The sequence below is a fragment of the Myxococcus qinghaiensis genome, assembly GCF_024198215.1.
In the GTDB taxonomy this organism is placed as follows: Bacteria; Myxococcota; Myxococcia; order Myxococcales; family Myxococcaceae; genus Myxococcus; species Myxococcus qinghaiensis.
The window spans coordinates 68,198-87,302 of the sequence record NZ_JAKCFA010000011.1 but is presented as its reverse complement, the minus strand read 5'-3'; the positions used below and the strand labels follow the sequence as shown (position 1 = coordinate 87,302).

Here is a 19,105-nt window from a genome sequence, read left to right as displayed (position 1 = left end):
GCGCAAGTCAGCTCACTGGTTGTGTCTGAAGACAAAAACGTCTGAAGACGCTTCAGTGATTTCATGCCATGCAACCATGGCATGACCGGCGGCGTTGAATGCCAGGGAAGGGTTGAATCCGCCTGTGCTCGTGCCTGACTGGGCACTGAGGGGAGGCCCGAGCCTTGTCCACTGTTCGCCGTCCCACCGGCTGACCACGACGACTCGCTCAGGAGAAAGGAATCCGCTCCATGCGACCACGGGACTCCCCTGCTGGTCGATACCGAGAGAAGGTGCCTCGTTGGAGGTGAGGCTTCCGTTGGGCTTGTTCCCCAGGATGTTCCAGTGGCTTCCGTTGTGATGGGCCACGAAGATGTCGCCGCTCGTACTCGACTTGGGAGCTTCGACCCAAGCGACATACGGATTGCCAGCACCATCTACCTTGATTGAAGGCGTCGATGCGGTGCTGTGATCGGGGTTGAAAATCAGAGGGGCGCCAATGGGAATCCAGTGGTCCTTCAGCACCGTGACGCCACGATACTCCGAGGTCTGGGAGCCGATGATGGCTGTATACGCCGCGAAGATGGAACTCGAACCATAGGTCGTGACGGCGACGTTCCATCGTTGGAGTTCTTCGCTGGGGAACGATGCATGCGAATCTGCCCAGTTCGTGCCTCCTGGTTGGAGGTTGAAGCCGGCGATCTGGTTGGAAGTCCCGTTGTAGAAGTCAGCATACACATGGAGTTTCCCATCCCCATCCACGGCAGATGAAGCCCGGTCACGCGCGGCGCTTGTGCTGGGGCTGAGTGCCGGAAACTCCGGAAGGGACAGCCATTCGGTGCCGGTCCACCGCCGACCATAGAGGTTTATATGTATTCCATTGGGCAATAGCTCTTCCCAGATGATGATAGGGGCGTTTGTGCCATCGATAGACAGTGTTGGACGTCTTGCGTGAGTGCCGCTGTCGGGCATGGCGCTCAATGCTGTCCCGAGAGGCAGCCATTGCACACCGTCCCATCTGGCCACATGGATGTTCTTCGTCACTCCATCGGACTCCGACCACGCGATGACCGGCGCTCCGTCGGTTCCCACCTTCATCACCACGTTCTCCGCGGACGTGTTTCCGGGATACGCGCTGATGGCTCCGCCCATGGGGAGCCAGTAGGGCACAGTGAAGCTCCAGACCCCCGAGGCCACCAACGAATTGCCCGCGAGATCCGTGAGGGGATTTTCGGTCGTCCCCAGTCTCACGCTCACAGTGCTCGACACAGGCAACGGAGACAGAGGTGTAAGCGTGAGCGTGCGACCATCAGACGACAACTCCACCGAAGCGGCGAGGGCGACCCCTTCATTGCCAATGAGGCCTACGTTCGAAGTCATCACACTCGAAGCCCTCAGCGGCTCGCTGAAAGTTGCCTGGACTGTCGTGTGGACGCTCACCTGGGTCGCACCCCGAGTGGGGGTCCACGTCGCAACCTGAGGCGCGGTACGGTCCACCACCACGGTCCGGGTGACGCTCGTGAACGTCCCGCCGCCTCGTGTCGCACGGGCCGATAAGAGCTGCTCTCCCTCGAGCTCTCCCCCCGTGTCCCACGCATAGGTATACGGCGGGGCCGTCCACGAGGTGAGCACGGTGCTCCCCTTCAACAACTCCACGGTCTCCGGCTGGCCGCCCTCCACGGAGACCTCCACCGACAGGCTCCCGTTGACCGAGCTGAGGGACATGGAGGGAGAAACCCAGGACACCGCCAGCTCACCCAGGGGAACGACGGTCAGCGAGACGACCTGCTCCCGGCTGACTGCCCCGGCGATTCCTCTCACCGTGAGCGCAACCGGCCCAGGGGCAACGCTCGCTGCGACGGTGACGTTCAACGTCCCCAGGTTGCCCGTGGTCGGAATGGTCACCGCCGGCGCCGAGATACCCAGCGGCGGGTTGACCAGTGCAATCGATACGATTCCACCGAAGCCCTGCTTGCGGACCAGGTTGACCTGGAAGCTCTTCGTTCCACCCTGGAGGACCGAGTCCTCGGTAGGGCTGACTCCCAGCTCGAAATCAGGTGACTGGGCTCCACCCCCATCCGGCGTCGAGCCTCCGTCAGGGACTGTACCTCCCGCATCGGGTGGCTCCGGCGGGTCCACGATGTCCGGAACATCGATGCACCCAATCCACAGGAAGACAGCGACAAGGGGGACGGAGAGGCGAAGTCGATTCGTCATGAAAGAAGCCACTGTGCAGGGTGCGTTCCACGCGCAGGCCCCCTCTGGAGAGCCCGGCCCGGCACCCAGAGGCCTACCACGACCGCGTCAGGCCCGGTTCCCCTCAGCCAGTGGGGCCCCCGGCAGCCCGTCCGTCGCCATGGACCTCCATCCGTGAACCGCAACACCCCGTGAAACGAGAAGCCCGCGCCCCTCGGACTCCTCCGAGCAGCACGGGCTTCACCGTCGTCATGAGCCTGGAGGACGGACCTGGTCCTACTTCTTCTTCCGGTTCTTCTTCTTGTTGTCCTTCTCGCGCTTGCGGCGCTCCTTGATGGCGTCGCGGTCCTCGGGCTTCCCGCCGGCGGCGGGCGGGGCGTAGCCCATGAGGCGCGCCTTCGCCATGGCGGCCTGGCCCATGGGCGGCGTGTAGCCGGGCGCCACCTGCGGCAGCTGCATGGGCATCCCCATGCCGGGCATGCCACCGCTCATCATCTTCTCCATCATCTTCGGGTCGCCACCGAACATGCTGGAGAGGTCCATGTTCCGCATCTGCGACAGCTGCCCCAGCTGCTTGAAGCCAGGGATTCGGCCCAGAAGGCCCGGGTTCTGGCCGATGCTCCCCATCACCTGCTGCATCATCCCGAACTTCTGCAGCAGCTCGCGCACGTCCTCCGGCTTGCGACCGCTGCCCTTGGCGATGCGGCCAATCCGGCTGGAGTTGATGAGGTCCGGACGCAGGCGCTCCTTCTCCGTCATCGAGTCGTACATCGACTCAATCTTGGTCAGCTCCTTCTCGTCCGGGTTGAGCTGGTCGGTGAGGTCGCCGAAGAGGGGGAACTTCTCCAGCAGGTCCTTGAGCGGACCCATCTTCCGCACCATGCGGATCTGCTCGACGAAGTCCTTCATCGAGAACTGGCCGGAGAGCAGCTTGCGCGCGTCGTCCTCGGCCTTCTTCTCGTCGACGACCTTCTCGAAGTCCTTCATCAGGCCGACGATGTCGCCGAACCCGAGGATGCGACCGGCGAGGCCCTCCGGGCGGAACTCCTCCAGCTTGTCCATCGACTCGCCCATGCCGAGGAACTTGATGGGCTTGCCGGTGACTTCCTTGATGGAGAGCGCCGCGCCGCCGCGAGCGTCGCCGTCCAGCTTCGTCAGGATGAAGCCATCCAGGCTCAGGCGCCGGTCGAACTCGGCGGCCGTGCGCACGGCGTCCTGACCAATCATCGCGTCGCACACCAGGAGGATGTTGTCCGGGTGGACGTTGGTCTTGATGGACTCCAGCTCGTTCATCAGCGCTTCGTCGATGGCGAGCCGACCGGCGGTGTCGATGATCACCACGTCGCACTTCTGCTCGCGCGCGGCGGCATAGCCTCGGCGGGCCAGCTCGGGTGGCTGCACGCCGGGCTCGTGGTAGACGGGCACCTTGAGCCGCTCACCCAGCACCTTGAGCTGATCCACGGCGGCGGGGCGGTAGATGTCCGCGGCGACGAGCAACGGCTTGCGCCCCTGCTGGAGCAGCCGGTTGGCGAGCTTCCCGGCGGTGGTCGTCTTACCGGAGCCCTGGAGACCGACCATCATGATGCCGGAGAGCTGCCCCTTCGGCTTGAGGTTCAGGCTCGTGTCGACCGGCCCCATCAGCGCCTCGAGCTCGTCGTGGCAGATCTTGATGAAGTGGTCCATCGGGCTGACCTTGCGCTTCTGGCCCGAGGCATCGGTGATGGTCGTCTGAACGAGCTCGCCGACCGCCTTCTCGCGGACGCGGGCGACAAACTTCTTCACCACGTCGAAGGCGACGTCGGCCTCGAGGAGCGAGACGCGGATGTCGCGCAGCGACTCGTCGACCAGCTCGGGGGTGAGCTCGCTCTTGCCGGCGAGGCGGTTCTTGGCGGCGCGGAAGCCCTTGGTGACGGTCTCAAGCATGGGGGGCGCTTTATAACAGGGGGAAGGTGGGATGCGACCGTGGAGCGCATCCCGGACGTCGAAGAGTGGAGAGCCGGGCACCCGGCCCCACCCGCCCGGGGTGGCCCTGGGCACGGACCCCAAATTCATCAACGCTCTTGAGGGGTTGGAGCATCCCCAGCCGCCCGGATGCAGGACTGGGGGGCAGGGGAGCCTCCTCCCCGGGCCCTGGATGGCCATGCCGCCCCCCTTGGGCGAAGCCATCCCAGCCCCGCCCCCATGGACCCTCGCCGGGCCGCGTCGCAGGCCCCCGGGCTCAGTCGGCGGAGAGCAGGTCCGCCTTGGGGTACTCGCGGACGTACTTGAGGAAGCCGAGCAGCGTCCTGTCCGCCTCGACCATCACCCCTTGTCGGAACTGGATGGTCTGCAGCACTCCCTCATCGTCATCGAGGAAGGCCTGCATGAACTTCGCGGCGCGCAGCAGGCGAGGCGCGTCCTTGAGGAAGCTCATCATGGTGCCGCTGACGAGCGCGAACTGCTCCGTGCGGGTCGGCGGCCGGCCCTTGTTCTTTCCTTCCTTTCGCGGCACGCCCGCGAGCAGGTAGGCCCGCGTTCCGCCGCCCGGAATGCGCGTGCCGGTGAACATGCCGAAGATGGGACCCGAGGGTGTGCGCGAGATGGCGGAGAACGTGTTGGTGCCCGTCACCCGGTTCCAGTTCTCGACCTTCAAGCCGTCGCGGGTGGTGTAGTGCACGTCGTGCTCGAGGACGTAGTCCGAGCTGTTCATGTTGATGGGCCCCTCGATGATGCCCAACTCGTGCAGCGTGTGCAGGTGCTGGTAGTCGTGGGAGTTGCACACCATGACCCAGGGCGGGACGGGGAAGCCCGCCTCGTGCACCTTGACGCCGTAGAGCAGGTCGCTCTCTTCGTAGCCGCGCACGCCCGGCACGTCGAACAGCGGCTTCTCCCCGTTGAAGGCCCAGACCAGGCCCCACTTCTCCGCCGTAGGAAAAGTCTGCATGCGAGCGCGGTCGGGAATCTTGCAGCCCACGGGAATGCGGGTGCACACGCCGTCCTGGTTGTACTGCCAATGGTGGAAGGGGCAGCGCACCTCGTCGCCGACCACGTCACCGATGCTCAGGTCGGCGCCAAGGTGACTGCAATAGGCGCTCATCACCTGTGCCTTCCCGTTCTGTCCTCGAAAGGCAATCACCTTCCCATCCAAGAACCCACGGCCGACAATCTTGCCGGGCTTGAGCTCTCTCGAAAGACAGACGGCGTACCAGTTCTGGTGATAGCCGATGCCGGGGCCTTCGAGGATGGGACGCGAGTCACGGACCGCGGGTTCAGTGGCGGGGCGCATCAATGCCGTCATGGGGACCTCTGGGGGTGTGGGGAGGGAAAGATTGCTTGCCGTGGGTCCTCGGCGAAGGCGCGCAGCAGGGTGTGGAGCTCTCGGGCCCAGCCCGTGACGGTGGCCGCGTCGATGCGGTCGCTGTCGTGGATGAACTCTCCGCGCAATCCCATCGGGGTCTCTTCCAGATACAGGGTGAGGTCGAGCAGCGCCGTGTCGTGCGCGAGCGCCAACGGGGTCGCCTTGAGCGCGAACAACCCGGGTTGAGGCGCGATGCTCTTGAAGACGAGCATCACGTCGGGAGTCGGGCCTCCAATGGCCTCAGGCGGAACGTCCGGATGGGCATAGGCCCCTAGCGCGACGGCCCGCGCATGGGTGAGCAGCTCACGGAAGCTCGGTGAGCCTTCAGGGCGCAAGCGCAGCGCCAAGGTGTTGAGGAACGTCCCGACGAGCGGTTCCAGGTCCGTGTGGCCACGGTTCGCGGCCGGTGTGCCGATGAGCAAATCTCTCTGTCCACAGGCTCGGGCCAGGAGCACGTACAGCGAGGACAGCAACACCATGAAGAGGGTGCACCCCGCCTGTTGTCCCACCGCGCGCAGTCGCTCGACGAGGTCCTGCTCCACGCGGAAGTCCACGGAGCCCCCGAGGTAGCGCCGCTGTGCCGGTCCACTCGAACCCGAAGGCCACTCCAGTCGGGGCGGAGGGTCCGCGAGCTGCTGCTTCCAGTACCCGAGCTGCCGCGGAAGGACTTCGTCCACGAGCCAGCGCCGTTGCCAGCGCGCATAGTCCGCGTACTGGAGGCGCAGGGGCGCGAGAGGGCAGGGCTCGCCCCCGAGGAAGGCCGCGTAGAGCACCGTCAGCTCATGCACCAGCGCTCCCCGAGAGGCGCCATCCACCACCGTGTGGTGCATCATCATCACCATCACATGGCTCTGCTCGGAGAGGAGCAGGAGCCAGGCGCGGAACAGCGGGCCCTGGGCCAGGTCGATTCGTCGCCGTTGCTCGTCATGGAGGAGCCGTCGCACAGCCTCCTGCTGTGCCTCCGCGTCGAGCGTCCGCAGGTCCACGGGCTTCAATACCGTCAGTCCCGGAGGTGCGATGACCTGGACGGGCGTGTCTTCCTGAAGCGCGAACGCCGTTCGCAGCACCTCGTGACGCTCGACGAGCGTGGCCACGGCCCAGGTCAGCGCATCCCGGTCGAGCGGCCCGTCCAACCGCATGGCGAAGGTGGCGATGTGGGCCGGAGCGAGGCCTGGCTCCTGGACTTCCGCCCGCCACAGCCGCTCCTGGGTGAGCGACAGCGGCGGCGGACCGTTTCGAGGCAGCGGCTCCAGGCGAGTGGACTCCGGGGCCCCTCGCGCCTGGTGGAGCAGCTCCAGCAGGCGAGGCTTGTGCTCCACGAGCGCGGAGCGGAGCGTCGCGTCCACGACGCCGTCTCGCGCGCGGACGCGCAGGTGCGGGCCCTCCGCCCAGAGCTGGACGTGGCGCTCCGTGAGGCTCGAGAGGAGCTGCTCCAGGTTCACAGGGTCAGCTCACTCATTCCCGGCGTGGACTCCGGCGCCAGCGACGGTGTCGCAGCGAGCTGATTGACGGTGAGCTGCTGCTGAGTGAGCTCCGCCAGCTCCTGGAGGCTCGCGCCGCCGATGAATTTCGAGAGGGGCAGGTCCACGCCCAGCGCGTTCATCAAGTGGTTCTTCAGCTCGATGGCCATCAGCGAATCGAGGCCCAGCTCGGTGAGCGGCCGCTCCGGCGCCAGTCGTGATGGGTTCTTGATGCGCAGCACCTTGGCCAGACGCTTCTGGAGGTCGGTCACCAGCCGTCGGCGGGCTTCCACGGGGGAGACCTCCGACAGCTCGCGGAGCAGGGCATCGTCCCGGGCGGAGGCCTTCGCGCCGCCGCCGCCCTCCCGTGCGACGAGCGCTGACAGCAGGAGCGGCACTGCCCCCTTCACCTCGAAGCCGCCTCTGGCGATGGGCATGACCGCCACTTGAATCGTGGCGCTGGCCGAGAGCAGCGACGACAGGACGGCGAGCCCCTGGGCGGGACGGATGGGATTCATCCACCGGTCCGCGAGTCGCTCCTGGACACGCTCGTTCGCCGCGGCGCCCACTTCCGACCAGGCCCCCCAGTTGATGGTCAGCGCGGGAAGGCCCTTGGCGCGTCGGTAGTGGGCCAGCGCGTCCTGGAACGTGTTGGCCGCGGAGTGGTTCGCCTGACCGCTGTTGCCCAGCAGCGAAGCGATGGACGAGTAGAGGACGAAGAAGTCCAGCGGCTGTCCCAGCGTCAGCCGGTGCAGATTCCACGAGCCCAGCACCTTCGCCGCGAACACCTTCTTGAAGCGCGCGTGCGTCTGCTGCTCCAGGATGCCGTCGTCGAGCGCTCCCGCGGAGTGGATGACTCCTCGCAACGGAGGCATGCCTTGCAGCCCCGTGGCCAGGGCCCTGGACAGCGCGTCCTCCTGCGACACATCCGCGCGGGCCACCACGACGCGTACGTGCGCGCTCTCCAGCTCCTGAAGCTGCTCGGAGGCCGCCGCTGTCGGGGCTCCGCGTCCAATCAACAGGAGGTGGCGCGCCCCGCGCTCGACGAGCAGCCGGGCCGTGAGCAGTCCCAGGCCATTCAGACCGCCGGTGATGAGGTACGTCCCATCCTCCCGGCACTGGAAGGGCACTTCCGACTCCATCCGCGAATGCCGCATGACGCGAGGCACGCGTCGGATGCCGTCCCGGAAGGCGACCTGTTCATCGGAGCGCTCCGAGAGCAGCTCCGTCACCAGTCCCTCCAGGTCGTCGCGCCGGGGGTCCAGGTCGATGACCGTTCCTCCCAACTTGGGGTACTCCATCGCGATGCCTCGCCCGAGGCCGTGCAGCGGCGACTGCGCGACACCCGGAGCTCCATCCCCCAGCACGTCGAGCGCGCCCCGGGTGACGAAGCTCAGCGCCGGGGACAGCCTCGTCGCCAGCAGCGCCTGGAGCAGGTCGAGCGCGCTGCCGCAGCCATTCTGGTACGCAGCCTCCAGGTCGAGCTGCGCCAGGTCGTCCGGGCCCGAGGAGTCGAGGCTCGTGAGGTGGACGACGTGTGTGGGGGCCCGCGAGGTCGCGAGCGCGTTCAACAACTGGGTGAAGTCCGCGACGGTGGCACCCGCGCCGGTGACCACCGAGCACAGCTCGCCTCGGGCCTCCAGGCGCTCGGCCAGCTTGTATCCCGTGCCTCGCGAGTCCGCGACGATGAGCCACTGACGATTGCTCGCACGCACGTCCTCACCCGGCAGTCGCGCGAGGAGGACCGCTGCCTGGAGGCTGGCCTCGTGCTCCGCCTTCGCCAGCGCCGCGCTGGTGGCGAAGCCTTCCTGGGCGAACAACGTCTTCCACCCCGCGCTGGAAATCAGCGGATGCGTGGGGCGCAAGTCCGTGTCCGTGTAGCGCCACCAGCCCGACGTCAGGCCGAACGTGAGGTCGACCCAGCGCCGCTTGGAGGTGGCCTCGACGACGAGCAACATCCCCGACGGCGCCAGCAGTCGCTTCGCGTTCCTCAGCGTCGCCCTCAGGCTCTCCGTGGCATGCAGGACGTTGGCCGCGACGATGATGTCAAAGCCGCCCGCCTCGAAGCCCTGCGCGGCCGGGTCCTTCTCGATGTCGAGCGTCCGGTACGTCACGAACGGATGCGCACGGAACTCCTGCGCGGCCCGCTGGAGGAAGAGCGGTGAGATGTCCGTGAAGACGTACTCGGTGCGCTCCACGGGCAGCTCGGGCAGCAGCAGCGCCGTCGTGCCGCCGGTGCCTGCGCCAATCTCCAGCACGCGCACGGTGCGCTCGGGTGGCAGGCGCGAGACGGCCTGTGCCAGCGCTGTCTTCGCCTGTGCGTTCAGCTCCCGAGGACCGGGCGAGTCACGGTACAGACTGGCCGCGACCTCCATGTCGCCCTTGGGGAACAGCAGCTCCAGCGGGTCGCAGCGGCCGCGCAAGGCCTCCGCGAGCCCCTCGCCGCAGCGCTGCACCAACGCCTGTTCCGAGCGATGCGCTGGATAGCGCTCCGCGAGCGACGCCATGCGCTCCGCGACGTCCACGGACTCCGGACGGGTGACGACCTCCAGCGTCTCTCCCGTGGCGCGCAGCAGGCCCTCCTCGGTGAGCATCTCCAGCAGTCGTCGCCACAGTCGTTGATGAAGCGGGACGACCCCGAGCTGCACGGCGCGCTCGTCCGCCTTGAAGCGGGTGCCGGGCGTGAGGTCACAACCGAGGCGCTCCATTGCCTGGAGCACGTAGGGCACGCACAGCGACTCCAGCTCCTGGAGGAAGACGCCGTAGGCCGCGAGGTCCTCCCGGCCCGACAGCGCCTCCAACTGGGGGAGGACCGCGTCGCGCAGCGAGTCCGGTGTGGGCATCCAGGTAGGGGACACACGGCGTCCCTGCGGAAGCGCGGGGTGCCATTCGAGTGCGTAGAGCCACTCCTCGAGCAGCTTGTCTCCCTGCCCGAGCAACGCCTCCAGTCGGACCTGACGGAAGCGCAGTCGCTCCGCCTCCGCGAGCAGCCGCCCGTCGGTGCTGAACACCCGGAGAGACGCAATCGCCTCCAGGCCTTCCTGCCGACGCTGGAGGCTTGCCCAGACCTCACGCTCCATGGGGGCGTGGAGTCGGAGCCCTTCGATGCCCGCGGGCAGATAGGGCGTGTCCTTGCGCTTGGGGAACGTCACGCCCAACGCCTGGAAGCAGGCATCCAGCATCACCGGGTGCACGGTGTAGGGCTTCAGCTCCAGGCCCTCGGGCAGGACGATGCGCACGAGCGCCTCGCCCTCCTGGCCGTACATGGCCTGGAGCGCCTGGAACATGGACCCGTACACCAAGCCACCCGTGGCCAGGTGCGCGTAGTAGTCCGCCGGCGCGATGGCCTCCGTCATCCGTGCCCGCAGGGATGCCAGCGACTCGCCTTCGGCCTTCGACGGTGAAGCGACGCCGAGTCGGCCCGTGGCCACCTGCTCCCAGGTGATGACCTGGTCCTGCTCCCGACGCTGGAACACCTTGAGGGACTGCGTCGCTCCGTCCTCCTTCACCAGCGTGGACTGGAGGACGACTGCCCCTTTCTCCGGAAGGGCGACGGGGCGCTCGAAGGTGAGCTGGAGCAGCTCCAGCGACTTCTCACCCGGCACGCCGGCGAAGCGACCCGCGGCCAGGGCCAGCTCGACGTGGGCCGCCGCCGGCAACAGCGCGATGCCCGCTGCGCGATGGTGGTCGAGGAAGAACGGCTCCCTGGCTCCAACTGCTCCCTCGAAGCGCACCTCGGTGGAACCCGCCAGCTCGACACGTCGGCCGAGCAGCGGATGCAGCACTCCCGCCTGTGAGGGCAGGGGCTGCGCTCCCGAGGTCTCCGGGCCGGTCTCCACCCAGTAGCGCTCACGCTCGAAGGGCGTGGTGGGCAGACGCACCCGTCCTCGCGATGTCTTCCCATGCACCTGGGACCAGTCGACCGTGACGCCGCGCGTGTGGAGCGTGGCCAGGCTCTCCAGCATCCGCCGACGGTTCCCCATGCCCGCGTGCAGCGAAGGCAACCACTCGCGCGACTCGCCGTCCTCCGGGGTGCACCGCTGCGCGAGGCCCAGCAGCACGCTCGCGGGACCTACCTCCACGAAGTTGCGCACGCCCAGCGCGTGGAGGGACTCCATGGCCCGCGCGAAGTTGACGGGCTGAAGCAGGTGCCGGCACCAGAAGCCCGGCTCCGACAGCTCGCCTTCCACGAGCTGCCCCGTCATGTCGGAGACGATGCGCAGCCTCGGCGTGTTGAACCGGACCCGGGAGAGGTGCTCCCGGAAGCGGTCGACCATTGGATGCATCAGCGGCGAATGGAAGGCGTGCGAGACGTTGAGCTTGCGCGCCTGGATGCCCTCCGACGTCAGGGCCGCCATCACCGCCTGGACGGCCTCGCTCGCGCCGGAGATGACCGTGCTCGTGGGGCCGTTGATGGCCGCGATGGACAGCCGGTCGCGATAGGGCTCGATGGCCTCCGCCACCCGCGCGTGGGGCGCGAGGAACGAGGCCATCTCCCCACCGGGCGGCAGCTCATGCATCAGCCGTCCGCGCAGGGCGACCAGCGGCAGCATGTCTTCGAGACTGAAGATGCCCGCCACGCATGCCGCCGCGTACTGCCCCAGGCTGTGCCCCACCACCACGGAGGGCTCCACTCCCCAGGACTTCCACAGCACCGCCAGAGACACCTCCAGCGCCACCATGGCGGGCTGGGTGTACACCGCCTGCTCCAACGGTGAGCCGCTGCCCTCGCTGGCGAACAGCACCTCCAGCAGCGGGCGGGGCAGGTGCGGCGTCAGGATGCTCGCGCAGCGGTCCATCGCCTCGCGGAACACGGGCTCGCGCTTGTACAGCTCGCTGCCCATGCCCAGGTGCTGCGAGCCTTGCCCGCTGAAGAGGAAAGCCACCTGCGCGGCGCGCGACGCGGCCTCCTCGGAGACGATGAGCCCCTCGATGGGATTGCCGCTCGTGAAGGCCTGGAGCCGCGCACGCAGCTCGTCACTCGAGTTGGCGATCGCCGCGAGCCGGTAGGGCATCGTCGACCGGCTGGTGGTGGCGCTGTGGCACACGTCGGTGACGTCCTGTCCGATGTCCCGCGACAGGTGGCTCGTGTAGCTCTCCGCCAGCGTCGACAGCGCCGAGGCCGTCTTGGCGGAGAGGACCAGGACGTGTTCCCTTCCTGGCTCGGAAGCCGTGGCGCGCTTTTCAATGATGGGTGCCGCCTCCAGCACCACGTGCGCGTTCGTCCCGCTGTAGCCGAAGGAGCTCACGCCCACGAAGTTGCGGGGGCCGCCGGGAAAGCTCCGCCGCTCCGTGACGACCGACACAGGCAGCTCGTTCCAGCGAATCTCCGGGTTCGGCGTCTGGAAGTGGAGGTTCTTCGGAATCTGTCGGTGCTGGAGGCTCAGCGCGGCTTTCATCAGCCCCGCCATGCCCGCCGCGATTTCAGTGTGGCCGATGTTCGTCTTCACCGAACCGATGAGGAGCGGCTCCTCGCGGTGACGCTCGTCCTGGAAGACGCGACCCAGGGCCTCGACCTCGATGGGGTCTCCCAGCGCCGTTCCCGTGCCGTGCGCCTCCACGAAGTCAATCTGCGAGGGCTCCACGCCACCGTTGCGGAGCGCGGCGCGGATGACTCGCTCCTGCGCGCTGCCGTTGGGCACCAGCAGGCCGCTGCTGTGGCCGTCGTGGTTGACGGCGGAGCCTCGGAGCACCGCGATGACTTCGTCACCGTCCGCGAGCGCGTCCGACAGTCGCTTGAGCACCACGACGCCGCAGCCCTCGCCTCGGACGAAGCCGTCCGCCCGGGCGTCGAAGGTCTTGCAGTGTCCCTCGGCGGAGAGCATCCGCATCTGGCACTCGACGATGGTGCTCATCGGCGAGAGCATCAGGTTGACGCCCGCGGCCAGCGCCACGTCCGTCTCTCCGTTGCGCAGGCTCTGACACGCCAGGTGCAAGGCCACCAGCGACGACGAGCACGCCGTGTCCACCACGAGCGTGGGACCCTCCAGCGCGAGCAGGTGGGCGATGCGCCCCGCCGCCACGCTCAAGCCCGTGCCCGAGCCCGTGTGCGAGTCAATCTCCCCGGAGGCATGCACCAGGTACGCGTAGTCGCGGTGCATGATGCCCACGAACACGCCCGTGGCCGTGCCGCGCAGTCGCGACGGCGCGAGCCCCGCGTGTTCGAGCGCCTCCCAGCTCGTCTCCAGGAGCAGGCGCTGCTGCGGGTCCATCAGCACCGCCTCGCGCGGGGAGATGCCGAAGAACAGCGGGTCGAACCGGTCCACCTGGTTCACGAAGGCGCCGTGCCGCGTGTACATCTTCCCCGGCGTGCCGGGCACGGGCGAGTACAGCGCGTCCAGGCTCCAGCGGTCCGAGGGCACCTCGGTGACGGCGTCGCGTCCCTCCGAGAGCAGCTCCCAGTACGACTCCGGGCTGTCCACATTGCCCGGGAACCTGCAGCCCATGCCGACGAGGGCGATGGGCTCCGCCGGAACGAGCCCCATCTTGTTGCGAAGCTGCTTGGCGGCGTACGCCAGCTGCGTCGCGCTCATCTGGGACAGCTCACGCGCGTTCACAGGTCACCTCGGGGTCCTGCTTCGTTGGAGCGCCCGGCGGCGAGCGCCGCGGTCACGTCGGCTTCGGACATCTGATTGACCTCCATCAAGAATGATTCGAGCTCGGCGTCACGCGGGGCCGCGGACACCTCCTGAGACTCGGGCGCGGGCAGCAGCTCGCGCGCGAGGTGATTCGCCAGGGCCTGGACGCTCGGGTGGTCGAAGATGAGGCTCACCGGCAGCGAGCGGCCCAGGGTCCGCTGGAGCGCGTTGCGCAACTCCGTCGCCATCAGTGAGTCCATGCCGGCCTCGAAGAGGCCTTGCTCCGGGTCCAGCGGTCGGCTCGCATCCAGCCCGAGCACCCGTGTCGCCACCGAGGCGATGTGCTCTCGCAAGAGTCGAGGTTTGTCTCCAGGCGGCGCGCTCTCCAGGCGACGCAGGAAGTCCGCTCCCGTCACGCCTCCCGCCGGTGCCGTTCCCACGAGCTCCGAGAAGAAGGGCGCCGCCGCGAGCCGTCCCATCGACTGCCACCCGATGGCCACGACTCCGACCTGGGGCCGACGCTGGCCGAGCAGCTGCTCGAAGGCTGAGAGTCCCTGCTCGGGGCTGATGGGCGTGACACCCATGCGGCGCACCCGCTCCATCACCCGCTCCGTCGCCGCCACGCCCACTTCGGACCAGGGTCCCCAGTTGATGGAGAGCGCCGGCAGGCCCTTCGCGTGACGGTGATGCGCCAGCGCGTCCAGGAAGGCGTTGGCGGCCACGTAGCTGGCCTGTCCCGACTGTCCCAGCAGCGAGGCGACGGAGGAGAAGAGGACGAAGAATTCCAGCGGCTGTCCGAGCGTGTGACGGTGGAGATGCCACGCGCCGAACGCCTTGGGGCCCAGCACCCGCTCGAAGCGCTCCAGGTCCTGTTGCAGCAACATGCCGTCGTCGAGGACCGCCGCCGCGTGGACGATGCCGCGCAAGGGGGGCAGGGTGTTCGCGAGGCGCGTGAGCAGCTCGGTGACCTGGGCCTCCTCTGAGATGTCGCACTGGAGGGTGACGATGCGCGCGCCCCGTGCTTCGAGCTCGCGCAGGCTGTCCCTCGCTTCAACCGACGGAGTCCGTCGTCCGAGCAACACCAGCGTCCTCGCACCCCGCTCCACCATGCGGCGCGCGAGCTTCAGTCCCAGGCCACCGAATCCTCCCGTGATGAGGTATGTCGAGTCACCGCGCAGCTTCAGACTCGTGGCGTCCTCCGCCGCTTCAGCGCTCCTCGCGAGACGCGCGACGAGGCGCTGTCCGCCACGGAGGCAGACCTCGTCCTCGGGCGTGCGCTGCTGGAGCTCCGCGACGAGTGCCTCCAACCCGTCCGCTCCTCCTGTCGGGTCCAGGTCCACGCGCAGGCACCGCAGCTCCGGATGCTCCTGTGCGATGGCCTTGCCCAGCCCCGACAGGCAGGCCTGCACGGGAGCGGGAACAGGGCTCCCCTGCGTCGCATGAGCGCCCCTCGTGACGAGCACCAGCCGAGGACTGGTGCCCGTCTCCGCGGCGGCTCGCACGAGGTGCAGCGTGCTTCCCAGGAGGCTTCGCGCGTCACGGGCGAGCGTGTCCGGCTCTCCGTCCCGCGCCGGGCCGATATCCAGGGCCGCGAGGTGGAGCACTCCCGTGAAGGGACCTGCCTCCGTGAGCAGGCGTCGCGCGTTCGACGGGAGCAGCAGGTCCACTCGTCGCGTGCCGCTGTCCTCGGCGCCTGTCGCTTCTCCTGGCAGCGCCACGAGGCAGTCCGTCCCAGAGGCTCGCAGCCTGCGAGCGACCTCCGTGGCTTGCCCACCTGTGTCTCCAACGATGAGCCATCGCTCTCGTGACGGTGTGCTCGTCGCGGGCGGCAGCGGCTGGGGACGCCAGGCCACCTCGTACAACCAGCCGCGCGGCACCCGATTCGAGTTCCCGAGCAGGGCCTCTCGTGGCGCCTGCTGGAACTCCAGCCGCTCCAACTCCGCGAGCACGCGTCCGTCCGGAGCCAGTAGCGTGAAGTGCGCGGTGTGCACGCGCTGACCCAGCTCCGGCCCACCGTCGAGTCGCGCGTGGACGAAGACCTCGCTGCCCAGCTTGTCGTGGACGCGCAGCCGCCCGATGCCCACGGGCAGGTAGATGCTTCCCGGAGGTCCTTCCGGGAAGACGGCGCCGAGGACCTGGAAGCAGGCGTCGAGGAGCACGGGGTGCAACACGTGCTCGCGCGCCTCGGCTTCGAGCGCGTCCGGGAGCGTGAGCTGACCGAAGGCTTCCTGCCCTCCACGGCCGAAGCGTGTGACGGCTCGGCACAGGGGGCCGTAGTCGATGCCGTGCTCACCGATGCGCCGGTAGAAGTCCGCGACGGAGACCTCCTCCGCGCAGCGTCGCGAAAGCCCCGTGAGGTCCTGATGCACCGTGGCCGAAGGCATCTCCACCGAGGACAGCCGACCCGAGGCGTGGAGCGTGAAAGCCCCGTCGGCCAGGCTGTGCACCTCGAAGGAGCCCATGCGCGAGCCTTCGCCTTCATCCGGCGTGACGAGGACCTGCACCGTGCGCGGCTCGCCTTCTTCCAGTCGCACGGGCTTGTGGAAGCGGACCTCTTCCAGGCTCAGCGCCCCCTGGCCGAAGACCTCCCGGCCCGCTGCCACGCCCATCTCCAGATACGTCGCACCCGGGACGATGACCGAGTCGTAGACGCGGTGGTCGGCGAGGAAGGCGGGGGCCTCGGTGCTCAGCTCACCTTCGAACTGGATGACGCGCGCCGCGGAGCTCAGCCTTCGACCGAGCAGCGGGTGTCGCGCCTGCTCTTCTTCGCTCCTCGCGGACTTGAGCTTCATCCAGTGGCGCTTGCGCTGGAAGGGCTGGTTCGGCAGTGGCACCCGCGAGCGCCGGCCCTGGGACGCGAGCCCCGTGAGCCCGCTGGACGCTCCTCGCACCCACAGCTCCGCGAGACTTGCGCGCATCTGCTCCAGGTCGGAGTGACCATTGCGGAGGCTCGGCAGCCACACGAGGCGCTCGTCGGACAGACATGCGCGCCCCATGCCCAACAGCACGGGCGTGGGTCCCAGCTCCAGCAGCACCTCCGCGCCCTTCGCGTGAAGTGCCCGCAGGCCCGTGGCGAAGCGCACCGGCTCCCGGACGTGGCGACGCCAATAGGCTGGCGTTGTCGGCTCATCGCGCACCAGGGCGCCGGTGAGATTGGAGATGAAGGGCAGCTCTGGGGGACGGAGTCGGAGCTTTCCGACCATCCGCTCGAAGGCATCGAGCATCGGCTCCATCAGCGGGGAGTGGAACGCATGGGAGACGTTCAGGGGTTTGACCTCCACGCCCTCCCGTTGGAGGACTTCGCCGACGATTCGGAGCCGCTCGCTCCTGCCGGCGATGACCACCTCCGACGGACCATTCACCGCCGCGATGGAGAGCTCCCGGGGACACGTGGCGATGATGGCCGCCACTCGCTCCTCGGGCGCTCGCACCGCCAACATTCCCCCCACGCGCGGCAGCTCCTGCATCAGCCGCCCCCGGGTCGCCGCCAGCAGGAGCGCATCCTCCAGTGACAGCACCCCGGCCACGTGCGCGGCTGAAATCTCACCGACGCTGTGACCCATCACCACCGAGGGCTCGACGCCCCAGTGCTTCCACTGCTCCGCGAGCGCCACCTCCAGCGCCACCAGCGCGGGCTGCGTGTATGCCGTGTCGTGCAGCGGGCTGTCACCCGGCTCGCCCGCGGACGGGTAGAGCACCGACAGGAGGGAGACGCCCAGGTGAGAGCGCAGCAGCTCGTCGCAGCGGTCCATCACCTCGCGGAAGCGCGGCTCATGGGCATACAGCTCCCGCGCCATTCCGGCGTACTGCGAGCCCTGGCCGGTGAAGAGGAACGCGACCCGAGGCTTCCTGCCCGTGGGCACCAAGCCCGAGCACACGCCCGTGGGACGCTGACCCGCGACGAAGGCCTGGAGTCGCTGGTCAAGCTGCTCAGCGCTCGATGCCGACACCGTCAGCCGGTGTGGAAGCGAGGCGCGTCCCGTCGCGGCGCTGAAGCAGAGCTCCGCCAACGGCACGTCCTTGCCCGGGCCCGCTCGCCACGCCACGTAGCGACGCGTGAGCTCCTGGAGCGCCTCCTCGCTTCGCGCGGACAGCGCCAGCAGCTCGGGGCCGGGTCGTGGCACCGGTGGAGCTGGCGGCTGTGCGGCCGCGAGGGGCGCCTCTTCGATGAGGACGTGCGCATTGACGCCGGAGAGTCCGAAGCTGCTGACTCCCGCGATGCGAGGCCGGACGCCGCGCTTCCACGGTGTGCGCTCCGTCGTCACCTTGAGTCGCGCCGCGTCCCATGACACCTGCGGGTTCGGCGTGCGGAAGTGCAGGTGCGCGGGGAGCTCCTCGTGCTGGAGCGACAGCACCAGCTTCATGATGCCCGCGACTCCGGCCGCCGCCTCCAAGTGGCCAATGTTCGTCTTCACCGAGCCGATGAGGAGCGGTGCGTCCGGGGCTCGTTCGGGACCGAAGACCGCGTCGATGGCTCGGACCTCTATCGGGTCTCCCAGCGGCGTCCCCGTGCCATGGGCCTCCAGGTAGTCCACGTCGCGCGGAGACAGCCGCCCCGAAGCCAGCGCCTTGCGAAGCAGCTTCTCCTGCGCGGGACCGCTGGGGACGGTGATGCCTCCACTCTGCCCGTCGTGATTGACGGCCGAGCCTCGCACCAGCGCGAGCACCGGGTCTCCCGCGCGCACGGCGTCCGAGAGGCGCTTGAGCACCAGCATCCCGCAGCCCTCGCCACGGCCGAAGCCGTCCGCCGAGGCATCGAAGGTCTTCGAGCGACCATCCGGCGCCGTCGCGCGCATCTTCGACAGGACGATGCTGGTGTCCGGGAACACCATCAGGCTGACGCCCCCCGAGAGCGCCAGGTCACACTCACGAGCGCGCAGTGCCTGACAGGCCAGATGCGTGGTCGCCAGCGTGGAGGAGCAGGCCGTGGCGATGACCATGCTCGGGCCTTGCAAGCCGAGCACGTACGAGAGCCGGCCCGCGGCGAAGCTCATGTCATTGCCCGTGCCCATGTACGGCAGGTCGGGAGGGTCGATGCGCTGGAAGGGGACCCGGCCGTAGTCGCCGGTGATGACACCCACGTAGACGCCGGTGGAGCTTCCACCCAGCTTGTCTGGCGCGATGCCCGCGTTCTCCAGCGCCTCCCAGCTCGTCTCCAGGAGCAGGCGCTGCTGCGGGTCCAACATGGCCGCCTCGCGCGGCGACATGTTGAAGAACGGCGCGTCGAACAGGTCGATGCGCTGGTCCACGAAGCAGCCATACCGCGTGTACATCTTCCAGAACCGGTCCGGGTCCGGGTCATAGAGCGCGTCCGCGTCCCAGCGCTCCAGCGGCACCTTGCGCGTCGCGCACTGACCCTCGTGCAGCAGGCGCCAGTAGCTGGCCGGGTCGTTGGCTCCGCCTGGATATCTGCAGGACATGCCGACGATGGCGATGGGCTCTTCCTGGACCGCCTGGAGCGCGTCCAGCCGCGAGCGCATCTCCTTCAAGGCGATGGCGGCCTGCTGCAGCGGCGTGGGGACGTCGCGGGGAGGGGAGGAAACCGTCATGGGTCT

6 protein-coding genes are annotated in these 19,105 nt (G+C 68.3%); all 6 read right to left on the bottom strand.

Going from position 1 to position 19,105, the window contains the following annotated elements; genetic code table 11:
* Positions 1 to 12 precede the first annotated feature (12 nt).
* Entirely contained in the window at positions 13 to 2,196 is a 2,184-nt protein-coding gene (locus LZ199_RS21765; protein ID WP_253995661.1) for an Ig-like domain-containing protein, read from the bottom strand.
* A gap of 255 nt (positions 2,197 to 2,451) precedes the next feature.
* Positions 2,452 to 4,098: a signal recognition particle protein gene (ffh, locus tag LZ199_RS21760; protein ID WP_253995660.1), complete on the bottom strand. Its 1,647-nt coding sequence runs from the start codon at positions 4,096 to 4,098 to the stop codon at positions 2,452 to 2,454.
* A gap of 295 nt (positions 4,099 to 4,393) precedes the next feature.
* Positions 4,394 to 5,452: a Rieske (2Fe-2S) protein gene (locus tag LZ199_RS21755; protein WP_253995659.1), complete on the bottom strand. Its 1,059-nt coding sequence runs from the start codon at positions 5,450 to 5,452 to the stop codon at positions 4,394 to 4,396.
* Positions 5,449 to 6,954, bottom strand: a complete 1,506-nt coding sequence (locus LZ199_RS21750) for a condensation domain-containing protein (RefSeq protein ID WP_253995658.1) — start codon at positions 6,952 to 6,954, stop codon at positions 5,449 to 5,451. The genes LZ199_RS21755 and LZ199_RS21750 overlap by 4 nt, the downstream gene beginning before the upstream one ends.
* Positions 6,951 to 13,505: a type I polyketide synthase gene (locus LZ199_RS21745; RefSeq protein WP_253995657.1), complete on the bottom strand. Its 6,555-nt coding sequence runs from the start codon at positions 13,503 to 13,505 to the stop codon at positions 6,951 to 6,953. The genes LZ199_RS21750 and LZ199_RS21745 overlap by 4 nt, the downstream gene beginning before the upstream one ends.
* Positions 13,506 to 13,525: 20 nt before the next feature.
* Complete coding sequence (locus LZ199_RS21740) at positions 13,526 to 19,099, bottom strand: type I polyketide synthase (protein ID WP_253995656.1); 5,574 nt, start codon at positions 19,097 to 19,099, stop codon at positions 13,526 to 13,528.
* Between the last annotated feature and the right edge of the window lie 6 nt (positions 19,100 to 19,105).